The sequence below is a fragment of the Sporosarcina luteola genome (genome assembly GCF_023715245.1).
Lineage (GTDB): Bacteria > Bacillota > Bacilli > Bacillales_A > Planococcaceae > Sporosarcina > Sporosarcina luteola_C.
The window spans coordinates 78588-92828 of sequence record NZ_JAMBNV010000005.1 but is presented as its reverse complement, the minus strand read 5'-3'; the positions used below and the strand labels follow the sequence as shown (position 1 = coordinate 92828).

The window sequence follows — 14241 nt, the reverse complement described above, 5'->3', positions numbered from 1 at the left end:
CGTTGTTGGGAAAATTTTATAGGGAACTGTTCATAAATGTTTACGAATAAAACTGTGTCAAATGACATTCAAGTTGAATAACATGAAGGATGAACGTCTTGTGGCAAAGAGGGATTCAGCAGAGCTATGACAATCCGCTGTAAAGGGGAGTATTATGCCTATTGAAGAAACGATCAGTCTACATGATTTGTTTAGAGTCTTAAAAAGGCGGTCCGTATTCATAATTAGTACGGCCCTATTAGCAGTGATACTATCTGGAATTATAAGTTACCTTTTCTTGACACCTATTTACCAAGCGTCAACACAAATCCTTATCAATCAAAAACAGACGGAACAAATCCAAGTTAATGCGCAGGATATTCAGACGAATATTCAACTCATTAATACATATACCGTCATTATCAAAAGCCCCGCAATTCTCACGAAGGTCATTGAAAATCTGGACTTGGATACAACACCGGCTAAACTTGAAAAAAAGATAAAGGTCGAAACTACACAAGACTCCCAAGTGATAAAAATTAGTGTTAACGATCCGGAACATTATAGATCTGTAGATATAGCCAATACAATTGTAGAAGTTCTCCAAGAGGAAATCCAAATACTAATGAACGTTAATAACGTTTACATCCTCTCGCCGGCTGTCTATCTCGAGAATCCAACACCTGCTAAGCCAAATCCGTTGCTTAATATGACAATCGCGGCTGTCAGTGGATTGATGATAGGAGTAGGAATGGCGTTCCTCATAAATTATTTAGATATGACGGTTAAAACCGAGCGTGACATTGAAGAATTATTAGGATTTCCGGTTATTGGGATTGTAAGTCCGATTTCAGAAGTGGATGTCAATAAAATAAAAGGGTTATTAGGTCGGATATGGAGAAGGGGAAGGCAGGGTGTTTAAGAAGAGAAAGAAAAACACGCAAACAGCGTCACGAAAACTTGTTACGAGAGATGCGCCTAAGTCCATTACTTTAGAACAATTCAGAATGATTCGAGAGAATATTAATTTTTTGAGTCCTGACAAAAAGGTAAAGACTCTTCTTTTCACTTCTTCTTCCTCTGGGGAAGGTAAGTCGACAATGGCAGCAAACGTCGCCATTGTTTTCGCGCAAGCTGGGAAGAGAGTACTTCTAGTTGATGCGGATATGAGAAAACCTACGACACATTATACGTTTAAATCGACAATCTCGCCTGGTCTCTCCCATTTATTAACAAAACAGAGGGGTTTGGACGAGGTAATCAAGAGAACCCATTTCAAAGGGCTGGAACTTGTTACTTGTGGGAAGATGCCTATAAACCCCGCCGAACTCCTTAGTTCAAAAGTGATGGAAGATCTGATCATTGAAATGAAGTCGAAGTATGACATTATCATCATCGACGCACCTCCGATTCTTTTAGTTGCTGACGCCCAAATTCTTTCAAATAAATGTGATGGAACAATTTTAGTCGTCAGTTCTGGAGAAACTGAGAAAAACAATGCTAAAAAGGCGAAGGGATTGTTGGAGAATTCTAAGGCTAATGTCTTAGGAGTCATTTTGAACAATTACAAACTTGAAAAAGACCATTACTATTACAACTACAATAGTGCTAAAGAGTAATTGGCCGTGTCAATCTTTACTCTATTATTGCTAGGGAGGTGAAATGAATGATTGACGTTCACTGCCACATCTTATTTGGTGTAGACGATGGACCGAAAACAATAGAGGATACAATACGAATTGTGGAAAGAGCAGCGAAGGAAGGAATTACAGATATGATTGCAACACCACATGCATTCAGTCCTCATTACCATGTCCCAAAAGAGGAAATCAAAGGGCAAATTCGACTTCTTACAGATTGTTTGCAAGCAGGGGGGTATCCAATCAATCTTCACACCGGACAGGAAGTGAGGCTCCATGAACATGTCGTAGAAAACGTCATAAAGGGTGAAGCGATGACGCTAGCAGGATCGCGTTATCTACTACTCGAATTGCCATCACAATCTATCCCGCTTTATACAGAAAGTGTCATACAATCAATGCTTGAAAACGGAGTTTCACCAATTATTGCACACCCCGAACGGAATAGAGCCATTGCTGAGAAGCCCGCGCGACTCGAACGGCTAATCCGGCATGGTGCCCTTGCACAGGTGAATGCAGGTAGCCTATCAGGTCAGTTCGGGAAAAGTGTTCAAAGACTTTCAATTCAACTCGTCGAAGCGAATTTAATCCATACATATGGATCGGATGTTCATGATACAAAAACAAGACCATTATTGTTCATTGCAGGACTCAACTATCTAGAAAAAAAGAAAAAACTTGATAGTATTGACATCTTACTAAAGAACAACAAACGTATTTTAACAGACGAACCTTTCATCATTCTAGAGCCGGAAATTCCGGCAATGAAAAAATGGTGGAAACCAATCAACTAAAATCCAGTATAGAACTCAGGGGGGGTCTCGTGTTAATCAGAATGAGAATGAGTATATTAGCAATTGTCGATTCCCTTATCGTCCTATTTTCAATCTATGTCGGGTATTTCATCTTGCATCCTTACATCAATGTATTTACAAACAAAATGCTCTTTATAAGTGTCGTCACAATTCAAATTGGACATCACTTCTTCGCATGGAAGTTTGGACTCTATAGGAAAGACTGGTCCTATGCTTCCACTGGGGAGCTGTATTCGATTTTGAAGGCAGTAACAATGACCATTACAGTTGTCATGATCGTCCAATTTGTCCTTATGCATGAAGTATCCTTTAGGGCACTCATTCTTACATGGATGATACATATTCTTTTAATCGGCGGATCGAGATTCTCTTTTCGACTCATGCGTGACACGGTCAACCGACAAAAGAACATCGAGACAACCCGCATAATGATTGTCGGAGCAGGCAAGGCAGGGACAATGATAGCTCGCCAAGTCCTTCAGAACCCCGAATCAGGAATGAAACCCATACTCTTCGTTGACGATAATCGCTCTAAAAGTGGATTGGAGATTTACGGCTTGAAAGTCGTACACGGTACAAAGGATATTCCAAAACTAGTAAAAGAATATGAAATTGAAAAGATAGTAATAGCTATTCCTTCCCTTGCGAAACAGGTTATGTTGGATCTGTTGAAAATCTGTATTGAAACCGGTGTGAAGACAATGACAATACCACGCATCGAGGACTTGATGACTGGAAAAGTTTCCGTCACTGACATGCGCGACGTGAAAATAGAAGATCTCCTCGGTAGAGAAGAAGTTGAGCTCGACTTGAAAGCAATCGAAGAAAAGCTTTCAAATAAAACAATTCTCGTCACAGGCGCGGGAGGGTCAATAGGATCAGAAATTTGTCGGCAAGTGAGTAAATTCAAGCCTAAGAACATCATACTTTTAGGCCATGGTGAAAACTCAATCTATAACATAGACATGGAATTACGAAAGAGTATAGAGTTTTCTACAACCATCATTCCAGTGATTGCTGATATCAAAGACCGAATGAGGATTTTTGACGTAGTCAGTGAGTTCAAGCCGGATGTCATCTATCATGCAGCAGCATATAAACATGTCCCTTTAATGGAAGAAAACCCAACAGAAGCCGTCAAAAACAACATATTCGGCACGAAAAATGTCGCTGAAGCGGCAGATGCATTTGACGTCTCCTATTTTGTCATGGTCTCGACCGACAAAGCAGTTAACCCTATGAATATTATGGGTGCGTCGAAACGATTCGCTGAGATGATTGTGCAGAACCTTGCGAAAGAGAGTAAAACGAAGTTTGCTGCAGTGCGTTTTGGGAATGTGTTAGGGTCTCGCGGAAGTGTAGTCCCGTTGTTTAAAGAGCAAATTAAGCAAGGCGGCCCAATTACTATCACAGATCCTGAGATGACAAGATATTTTATGACAATCCCCGAAGCTTCTCAACTTGTCATTCAGGCTGGTACGCTCGCTATGGAGGGGGCGGTTTTTGTACTCGACATGGGTGAACCGGTCAAAATAGTCGACCTGGCGAAGAACTTGATTAAACTCTCGGGGTATCGAGAAGATGAAATCGATATCATTTTCACCGGAATTCGTCCAGGCGAAAAACTTTTTGAAGAGCTGTTAAATGAAGATGAAATTCAAAACGATCAAATTTTCCCTAAGATTTATGTAGGGAAGTCAGCACCAATGAGCAAGAAGGAATTGAACATCGTGCTTGAAAAACTCCTGGAGATTCCGACAGATGAGATGAAGAAGAAGTTGATTGACTTAGCTAACCATAAAACGACTGAAGCATAAAACAAATATCCATTGATTGAATGGGGCAGCATAGGGGATTCGTGAAAAAATCATTCGACGAACGAGGGAGAATCATAATGAATTCAAACAAAATGATTCCCATCCTTCTTGGCATCGCATTAAGCTTTACTACCTTTACGAAAATAAGGTTTATTGGTCCTGTTGGTATAGGGGAACTGTTATTACTCATCACAGCGATACTCCTGATCATCCAACTGGCCAAAAACCAAAAGATATATGTAACTGAAAAAAGCATTAAACTTGTTTCTCTTTTATATTCATTTGTACTATCGGCTTTCATTTCAAATTTGTTCGGCGCATTAAAAGGGACAATTGAAATAATAGACTTAAGGGATACAATTGCATACTTACTCCCGATCGGATTAATTATTCTAATCGTCCATTTACCCGACTATCAAAACGTATTAAAAAAGGCTGCTTTACATTTCTACATTTACTCGCAAGCATATATTTACCTCTGCTTATTGTATTTATTGGTCTTTCGTAACTTCTTCTATATAGACTTCTTTTATTATTACTCAACTAGATTTAGTGGACTTTCTCTTAACCCCAATCAATTAGCTTTATTAACCCTCATCCTACCAATTATCTCTTTATATTTAATGAGCAGAAAAAGAATATCCATTCCAATAGGCATTTTAAATATCGTGGCAGTTGTCTGGATAGGATTGAAAATCGAAAGTGATGCACTCGTTTTAGCTTGGATCCTATCATTTTTTATCTATAGTTACGCTATATTCATCAAAAAGATAAAATTTAAAAATCACCTTAAGGTAATCGTAAATATCTTCGTGCTTTCATTTCTTGTCAGTATGCTGAAAATAGCATTAGACATCTTTAAAAATGTTTCAAATTCGTTTAATGAAGTGAGCAATCAATCATCTATCCGATTTATATTATGGGAAAACGGAATAAAAGCATTTTTGAAATCACCTTTAATTGGTAATGGAACTAAATCACAATCCGGATTAACCTCTCCATTCGAAGGATTTGAAGCGCACAATACGTTAATTGACTTACTTTCGATGTTAGGTCTTTTTGGAGTAATCGTTATCCTATTACTATTCTTATGGGCGATCATTAATTCCGGAAAAAATTTGCACTATCTAATTTTATTACTACAAGTATTAATTTTTTCTAACTTTCATAATGTCATGAGGCAGCCGATTATTTGGTTTGTGTTATTTCTTCTATTGTTAACGAATCATAAACAGGAATTAATGCGATTCGGTGTAGGGAGCAAAATCGGGTAGAGCTTCTTTTATTTGCTTGGGGAGGGATGGACTTAGTAATGGCCGGCTTTAATGGTGTTTTAAATAAATCAAGCGCTGAATTATATTTTCATGACAATGACGTGCTATTTGAAAGTGATTTTAAAATAATTGCTTTTAACGGCAAAATTTACAATGCTCTAGCACTCAAAAAGAAATTAGAAAAAAATAATTACCTATTTAAAACCAATTCGGATTCTGAACTAATCCTTAAAGTATATGAAGAATACGGTGAAGGTTTTATTAATTACTTGCATGGAACGTTTGCGATAGCAATCTGGGATGTATCTAACAAGGAACTAGTAATGGTTAGAGATCGAGTAGGGAAAAAACCGTACTATTATTGCAATGGGCTTGATCAGTTGCTATTTGGATCCGAACTGAAAAAGATAATGGCTCATAACGAACAAGAAATCAATTACGAAGCCGTAGAGAATTTCTTGCGTTTTTATTATATCCCGCAGCCGATGACAATATTTAAGAATGTCTTTCAATTAATGCCGGGGCATTCTATCAAATATTCCTTGGAAAACGATACGTTAACAATAAAAAAGTATTGGGATGTAAACCCGGATGCTACCGAAAAAGATGGACCTTATCGAACCATACAACAACGAGTAAGAGAGACATTGACTAGCTCTGTTCGAGAGCGTATGGAGAGCGAAGAATCGGCTGGTGCTTTTTTAAGCGGAGGCATTGATTCGAGTATTGTTGTAGGTTTGATGGCTGAACAGTCAACTAAGCCCGTAAATACGTTTACGATTGGATATAAGGATCAAAAGCAATATGATGAGTCAGCTTTAGCAAAGACTGTTTCCGCATTGCATAATACAAATCATCATGAACTATTTATCGAATTTGATGACTTACATGAAGTCATCGAAATAATCATTGAAAACTTGGAAGAACCTTTTGCCGATTCTTCCGCGATCCCAACTTACTATGTTTCCCGACTCACTAAACATCATACCCCTGTCGCTTTAAGCGGTGATGGAGGGGATGAATTATTTGCTGGATATAATAAATACACAAGTGTCTATTACCAACAACTGTATTCTAAAATACCAAAGATGATAAGAGAGAAGTTAATTGAAGCTCCTTTACATTTGATTCCGGAAGACAAACGAAATCCAATTACTGCATTTGCTAGGAAAGCAAATAAGTTTACGAGAAGCGCTACGACTGAAATTTTTCAAATGCATGTTAAATTGATGGAATCATACGACCAGGATCAGATTTCCCGATTAGTTAAACATAAATCAATAAACAGGTTTAAGGTAGAAGAGCAGTTGTCTGACTACTTCTCTTATTTAAATACAAATGAGTCAGTGAACAGGATGATGTATACAGACTTCAAATTCGCTTTGCCGAATGACATGTTAGTCAAGACTGACCGAATGAGCAAAATAAATGGGTTGGAAATACGATCACCTTTTCTTGACCATAAAGTAGTGGAATTAGCATATGAAATTCCATTGAAATTTAAAATGCGTCGTGCAAACGGGAAAATCATCTTGAAGGAGACATTTTCAGACCTGCTTCCCAATAAAATACTAACCGCTAAAAAGAGGGGATTTGAGATCCCATTAGCTGAATGGTTCAAGACCGAACTAAAAGAATTGGTAGTTTCCTCTTTGACGAGAGAAACAGTAGAAAAAGTAAATCTCGTTCATTTTGATACAGTCGAAACAATCATTGAAGAACATATGAAGAGTAAAAAAAATCACGCGAATCTTATATGGAGTCTAATTGTTTTGCACAAATGGCATGAAAACTTCCTTAGAAATGTTGAGGGAGGAGAAAAATGAAAATCTTAGTTACGGGTTCTTCCGGTTTTATTGGCTATCATTTATCAGAAAAACTGTTGTTAATGGGTCATGAAGTCATAGGATTCGACGACATGAACGATTATTACGAAACCTCGTTAAAGGAAGCGCGTTTAGGAAAACTAATTCCTCATAAATGTTTCAAGTTTTATCATGCTGATTTGGTAGACCGAAAGAAAGTTCAAACGGTATTCAGCGAAAATGAAATCGATATCGTTGTGAATTTAGCTGCGCAAGCGGGCGTGAGATACAGCATTGAGAATCCTTACGTATATATCGATACGAATATTGTTGGCTTTATCAATGTGTTGGAAATGTGTCGTCAATATAATGTAAAGCAATTACTATATGCATCGTCCAGCTCAGTTTACGGGGCAAATACGACATTACCATTCTCCGTGCACGATACGGTCGATCATCCTCTTAGTTTATATGCTGCGACAAAGAAAGCGAATGAACTGATGGCACATACGTATAGCAGCCTTTACAATTTACCGACGACCGGTCTTCGTTTCTTTACGGTATACGGACCATGGGGGCGACCGGATATGGCTCTCTTCAAGTTTACAAAAAACATTATTGAAGGTAAGCCGATCGATATATTTAACAATGGAAAAATGATGCGCGACTTCACATATGTGGATGACATTGTAGAGTCCATTTCCCGTCTTCTTCATAAACCTGCAATGCCTAATCCGGATTGGTCTGGGAAAAATCCGGATCCTGGCACAAGCTATGCCCCTTACAAAGTATACAACATCGGAAATAATAGCCCTGTGAACTTGATGGACTTCATTTCTGCGATTGAAGAAAAACTAGGAAAAGTAGCGATTAAAAACTTCATGGCATTGCAGGATGGAGATGTTCCTGCCACTTATGCAATTGTCGATGACTTGTATAAGGAAATCGTTTTCAAACCGAAAACATCCATTAAAGATGGTGTCGGCAAATTTGTCGACTGGTATTTGGCGTATTATCAAATAAAGTTGTGAAAGGGTCTGTGATGAATAGAAAAATAGCTGTTATCGGCTTAGGATATGTAGGGTTACCTGTGGCGGTTGCTTTCGGAAAAAAACACCCGGTAATCGGCTTTGATATAAATGAACATCGTATTTCCGCATTACAGACCGGTGTCGATTATACAAATGAAGTAGCGGTGGATGATTTAAGGGAAGCACAGATTGATTTCACGTCTGATAGTGACAGATTGAAGGAGTCTGACTTTTTGATCGTGTCCGTTCCCACACCGATCACTGCACATAAACAACCTGATTTGTCACCTTTACTACGTGCTTCCGAAACAGTGGGCAAAAACCTTCAAAAGGGAGCAATCGTTGTATTCGAATCAACCGTTTACCCAGGCGTTACAGAGGAAGAGTGCATACCTGAATTAGAGAAGCATTCAGGCCTGAAATCGGGCGTCGATTTTTTCGTCGGCTATTCTCCAGAACGTATTAATCCAGGTGATAAAGAACATACATTTACGAAAATCACAAAAGTCGTATCGGGTCAAACGCCTGAAGCTTTGGAAACTATTGCTCAAGTATATAGCGATGTTGTCCAAGCGGGTGTATATAAAGCCAGTTCAATTCGTGCAGCGGAAGCAGCAAAAGTAATTGAAAATACGCAAAGAGACCTTAATATTGCACTTATGAACGAATTAGCCTTGATATTCGATAGCCTCGGGATTGACACGGCAGAAGTATTGGAAGCGGCAGGCACGAAATGGAATTTCCTTAAATTTTCTCCAGGCTTAGTTGGTGGTCACTGTATTGGTGTGGATCCTTATTATTTAACCCATAAAGCACAGACTGTCGGCCACTATCCAGAAGTCATCCTGGCCGGTCGTCGAATAAATGATGGGATTGGACGTTATATTGCGAGGGCATTGGTAAAAAAAATGATAAAGCTCAATCTGCCCGTGCAAGGTGCAAAGGTAACTGTTCTTGGACTGACATTTAAAGAGAATGTCCCAGATCTTCGAAACTCTAAAGTAATAGACGTAATTCGGGAGCTGCAGGAATTTGGTGTGGAAGTGCAAGTAGCCGATCCGCACGCAGATTCTAATGAGGCATTGTCTGAATATCAACTCTCACTGACACCTTACGACAAACTACCACCTGCGGATGCCGTTGTTTTGGCAGTATCTCATATGGAGTATGTCAATGAAGGGTGGTCCCAGTTCGATCGATTATTAAAACATGGTAAAGGAATTGTTATGGATATTAAGAGTGTACTTGACAAGGCAAGAAAGCCAGAACAGATTCATTTATGGAGATTATAATGAAAGTTTTACAAATTACCAATGTAAGCTTTACTGTAAAGAAGTTTTTGCTGCCACTTGTAGATGAGATGATTGAACAGAAATACGATGTCCATATCGCTTGTTATAAAGATGAGACTGGATATGAAGTTGAAAAGGATGGCTATGTGGTTCACCACATACCGTTTCAACGAAATATGAATGTCTTTAGCCACTTTAAAAGCATGGTCGCATTAGTGAAATTGATAAGAAAAGAAAGATTTGACATCGTCCACTCACATACCCCAGTTGCCAGTCTCGTTGCAAGAGTGTCAGCACGATTGGTTAACGTACCGTTAAGCGTCTATACTGCCCACGGATTTTACTTCCACGAAAATATGAAACCAATACCCTATAAAATTAATTATTGGCTCGAAAAGATTTGGGCTAAGTATTTTACAGATAAACTTTTCTTCCAAAGCAAAGAAGATTATGAATTGGCCTTAGCGAAATGCTTTCAAAAGCCGGAAAACCTCATTCATATTAGCAATGGTGTCTCGGGTAATCGATTTAACCCGGAATTATACAGCAGAGAGAAGAGTCGAGAGTCATTAGGTAGTAACGATGAAAAAGTAATTATATTTGTTGGGAGATTAGTAAGGGAAAAAGGCATCGTTGAACTCATTGAAGCATTTCATTTGGTTCTGAACGAAATAAAGGACGCAACATTACTGATCGTCGGCGATTCAGTTACTGGGGATCGGGATGGGATGAATGTTGAACAGCTTATTCAATCAATGCCTTTTGAAACAAAAGAAAGGATTCAACTTTTAGGGATGAGAGAGGATATACCCGAACTATTATGTGCAGCGGATTTGTTTGTGTTGCCTTCTTACCGTGAAGGGTTGCCACGTTCAATCATTGAAGCGATGGCAATGGGTAAACCGATTGTCGCGACTGATGTCCGGGGATGCAGAGAAGAAGTCTTTCCTGATGTTAACGGATACTTGTGCAAGGCTAAAGATAGTAACTCATTAGCGGATACGATTATCGAAATATTGAAAGATGAGACCAAGTTGAAGCTGTTCGGGGAAAATTCACGAAGACTATTTCTGGAAGAGTTCAATGAGAAAGTAGTTTTAGAAAGACAGATGAAAGTATTTAACCAATTTAGAGAGGAAAGGTCACTGAACAAAAGACCAAGGAAGTGAGGAATGAAAAACAATCTTACTTTTTTTGAGAGGATTGTAAAACGATCTTTTGATCTTCTGTTTTCTATAATAGGGATCATCATGACAGCGTCGATTATACTGATAGCTTTCCTAATTGCTTCAATCGAAACGAGAAGTAGTGGTTTTTTCATACAAGAACGTGTAGGTAAAAACGGTAAGATTATCAAAGTGATTAAAATAAAAACAATGAAAGATGAAAAGTATAAAGGGTCTACGGTAACAACAAGCCGTGATGCAAGAATCACTATATGTGGCCGGTTTTTCAGGAAAACAAAAATTGATGAGTTGCCTCAGCTATTGAATGTATTGAAAGGCGATATGAGCTTTGTGGGCCCTCGACCGGATGTCCCTGGCTATGCGGATACGTTAACAGGGGAAGATAGGATCATTTTAACGATAAGACCTGGAATTACTGGACCTGCTTCTCTTAAATATAAAAATGAAGAACAGATATTGGCAAACGTAGGTGATCCTGAATGGCATAATGATCATATCCTTTTTCCTGATAAAGTGAAACTGAACGTGGAGTATGTTCGGAATTATGATTTTTTGAGAGATATAAATTATATCCTTAAAACGATATTGGGCGAAAAGAGGAGTAATGATTTGGAGCCGAAAAGAATTTTTCTCTCAACACCACATATGAGTGGGAACGAGCAGAAATATATAGATGAAGCTTTTAAAACAAATTGGATCGCGCCACTTGGAAAGAATGTAGATGAATTTGAGAAAGAAGTCGCCAAGTATAGTGGAACTACCGGAGCAGCTGCTATGACATCCGGGACTGCCGCAATCCACATTGCTTTGGAGTTGTTGGACGTTAGACAAGGAGATATCGTCTTCTGTTCAAGTTTGACATTTGTTGCAAGTGCAAACCCAATTTTATATCTTGGCGGTGAACCCGTTTTCGTAGATTCCGAATATGAGACGTGGAATATGTCACCTGTTGCATTAACACGTGCAATGGAGGAGGCACAACTAAAAGGGAAGCTTCCAAAAGCCGTTGTGATCGTTAACTTGTATGGACAAAGTGCAAAGATGGATGAACTGATGGCAATTTGTGATTCGTATGGAGTTCCCGTAATTGAAGATGCTGCGGAATCACTTGGTTCCTATTATAAGGGAAAGAAAAGCGGTTCGTTTGGTAAGTTTGGCATCTTTTCATTCAATGGCAACAAAATCATTACAACTTCAGGAGGCGGGATGCTCGTATCCGATGACGATGGTAAAGTGGAGCGTGCCCGCTTTTTAGCAACCCAAGCGAGAGAGAAAGCTAGGCATTACCAGCATCAAACTGTTGGCTATAACTATCGTATGAGCAATATTCTAGCAGGGATTGGCCGTGCGCAGTTAGAGGTGCTGGATGATCGTGTAAAGGCAAGAAGAGCCGTGTTTGCCCGTTATGAAAAATCACTTGGAGGAATTGAAGGTGTTTCACTCATGCCGGAGCTGGCAGGGACCTATTCAAATCGTTGGTTGACTGCGATGGAATTGAATCCGGAACTACTGAGCGTAACGGTAAATGAACTGATTGATGCTCTTGAAGTGGAGAATATTGAGGCGAGACCGGTTTGGAAGCCGCTTCATATGCAACCGTTGTTTGCAGGATGTAAGTTTTATCCACATGCAAAGGATGAAATCGTTAGTGAACGCTTGTTTGCGAGAGGAATTTGTCTGCCTTCCGGTTCGAACATGACTGTGAAAGAGCAGGAAAGGGTTATTAGTGTAATTAGAAAGAAACTACAATAGAGATGCGATGAAATCGCATCTCTATTGGCAAAATATTTCATGTGTATCTTCATGAAATAGCGTACAAAAGGTGTTATCAATATAAAAAATAGGTGAAAAAATGCCGACTCCGATGTCGTTAAAAAGTAAAACAATCACAGGGGTTTTTTGGAGTTTCACGGATTTACTGGCGAACCATGGCATACAATTTCTCGTACAGATTATTCTTGCTAGGCTACTGCTTCCAGAGCATTTTGGGATTCTTGGGATGGTTTTAGTATTTATATCCGTTTCCAACGCAATTGTGGATAGTGGATTTTCCCAAGCGTTAATACGAGATCAGAATACGACCCAAGAAGACTATTCTACTGTTTTTTATTTCAACTTATTTATTTCGCTAGTCATTTACGGAATTTTATTTAGTACGGCGAATATGTTCAGTGTATTTTTCGAAGAACCCCAACTGACAAACATCATTCGAGTAATTACCTTAGTACTTGTCATCAATGCATTAGCAATTATTCAAAAAGCAATGCTAGTGAAGAAAGTGGATTTTAAAACATTAACAAAGATAAGTCTCATCGCTGTAATTATTTCTGGAGGTCTCACAATATTTTTAGCAATGTCAGGATTTGGTGTTTGGAGCCTCGTTATGAATATGATCGCTTTGCAATCTATTCAGACGGTACTACTTTGGTACTTTAATAAGTGGATACCATCTTTGACATTTAAGGTCCAATCATTTAAAAAATTTTATAGTTTTGGATACAAATTATTACTATCAGGACTTATTGATACTCTTTTTTATTATAGTTATTTCGTTATTATAGGAAAAATGCATCTCACAAATCAACTTGGTTATTATACAAACTCAGTTAAAATTAAAGACCTTGCTTCATTCGCTATCGTTTCGACCGTGCAGCGAGTCACCTATCCAGTTCTTAGTAGCATTCAACAAGAAGAAGAACGTATGACATATGGATTTAAGTCTGTTATCAAGACTTCAGCATTTATTAACTTTCCTTTAATGGTTGGTTTAGCAGCAATCGCGAAACCGCTGTTTATTGTATTATTTGGCGATAAATGGATTCCTTCAGTTGCCTATTTTCAATTATTATGCTTTGCGGGTATGTTCTATCCACTTCACTCAATCAATCAAAATGTTCTTCAAGTGAAGGGAAGATCGGACTTAATTTTGCAAATGGAGATTATCAAAAAGAGTTTATTGGCGATTTTGATTGTACTTTCTTTAGTGTTTGGGTTCGGCATTATCGGTTTAATATGGACTTCAGTTATTAGCTCGTTTGTTTCTTTTTTAATAAATTCGTACTATACGTCGAGAGAAATCGAGTATTCGTCTATAGAACAGATAAAGGATCTACTACCAAGTTTTTTAATCTCTTTTATGATGGGATTTGTAGTATTTGAGGTTGGAAGATTCATGGATGGTAATGATCTACTGCAACTTATTAGTCAAATAACCATTGGTATTGCAATTTATATAATTATTAGCAAGATATTGAGAGTACAAGAGTTGAATACACTGTATCAAATGGTTTTGCCGGTAGTAAAGAAAGTTAAGGGGTTCAGTGGACGACGGTGATTTTAGTAAAAAAATGTATAAAAATAGAATGAGAAATTAGTTTGATACGACTCATGCTATTTAGAGG

General features: G+C 38.4%; 11 protein-coding genes and 1 pseudogene. All 12 read left to right on the top strand.

What is annotated here, in order from left to right:
- Window positions 1-160: 160 nt before the first annotated feature.
- Window positions 161-901, top strand: coding sequence for a YveK family protein (locus tag M3152_RS16415; RefSeq protein WP_251696879.1), 741 nt, complete (start codon window positions 161-163; stop codon window positions 899-901).
- Window positions 894-1598 carry a CpsD/CapB family tyrosine-protein kinase gene (locus tag M3152_RS16410; RefSeq protein ID WP_316044318.1) on the top strand — a complete coding sequence of 235 codons (705 nt, stop codon included), beginning with the start codon at window positions 894-896 and terminating at the stop codon, window positions 1596-1598. Before M3152_RS16415 ends, M3152_RS16410 begins: the two co-directional genes overlap by 8 nt.
- Window positions 1599-1645: 47 nt before the next feature.
- Window positions 1646-2413: a tyrosine-protein phosphatase gene (locus tag M3152_RS16405; RefSeq protein WP_251696776.1), complete on the top strand. Its 768-nt coding sequence runs from the start codon at window positions 1646-1648 to the stop codon at window positions 2411-2413.
- 29 nt (window positions 2414-2442) lie between these two features.
- Window positions 2443-4251, top strand: a complete 1809-nt coding sequence (locus M3152_RS16400) for a polysaccharide biosynthesis protein (RefSeq protein WP_353056625.1) — start codon at window positions 2443-2445, stop codon at window positions 4249-4251.
- A 77-nt stretch (window positions 4252-4328) separates the two neighbouring features.
- Window positions 4329-5525: an O-antigen ligase family protein gene (locus M3152_RS16395; RefSeq protein ID WP_251696774.1), complete on the top strand. Its 1197-nt coding sequence runs from the start codon at window positions 4329-4331 to the stop codon at window positions 5523-5525.
- A 26-nt stretch (window positions 5526-5551) separates the two neighbouring features.
- Entirely contained in the window at window positions 5552-7351 is a 1800-nt protein-coding gene (asnB, locus tag M3152_RS16390; RefSeq protein ID WP_251696772.1) for an asparagine synthase (glutamine-hydrolyzing), read from the top strand.
- The gene (locus M3152_RS16385; protein WP_251696770.1) at window positions 7348-8361 is read left to right on the top strand and encodes an NAD-dependent epimerase; all 1014 of its coding nucleotides are present in this window, start codon (window positions 7348-7350) and stop codon (window positions 8359-8361) included. The genes asnB and M3152_RS16385 overlap by 4 nt, the downstream gene beginning before the upstream one ends.
- Before the next feature lie 11 nt (window positions 8362-8372).
- Window positions 8373-9653, top strand: a complete 1281-nt coding sequence (locus M3152_RS16380; RefSeq protein WP_251696768.1) for a nucleotide sugar dehydrogenase — start codon at window positions 8373-8375, stop codon at window positions 9651-9653.
- Window positions 9653-10822, top strand: coding sequence for a glycosyltransferase family 4 protein (locus M3152_RS16375; protein ID WP_251696767.1), 1170 nt, complete (start codon window positions 9653-9655; stop codon window positions 10820-10822). Before M3152_RS16380 ends, M3152_RS16375 begins: the two co-directional genes overlap by 1 nt.
- Before the next feature lie 3 nt (window positions 10823-10825).
- Window positions 10826-11413, top strand: a pseudogene (locus M3152_RS16370) (sugar transferase); the annotation flags it as partial.
- 72 nt (window positions 11414-11485) lie between these two features.
- Entirely contained in the window at window positions 11486-12592 is a 1107-nt protein-coding gene (locus tag M3152_RS16365; RefSeq protein ID WP_251696873.1) for an aminotransferase class I/II-fold pyridoxal phosphate-dependent enzyme, read from the top strand.
- Window positions 12593-12692: 100 nt separating this feature from the next.
- A complete protein-coding gene (locus M3152_RS16360; protein WP_251696765.1) occupies window positions 12693-14174 on the top strand; it encodes a lipopolysaccharide biosynthesis protein in 1482 nt (493 codons plus the stop codon).
- Window positions 14175-14241 lie beyond the last annotated feature (67 nt).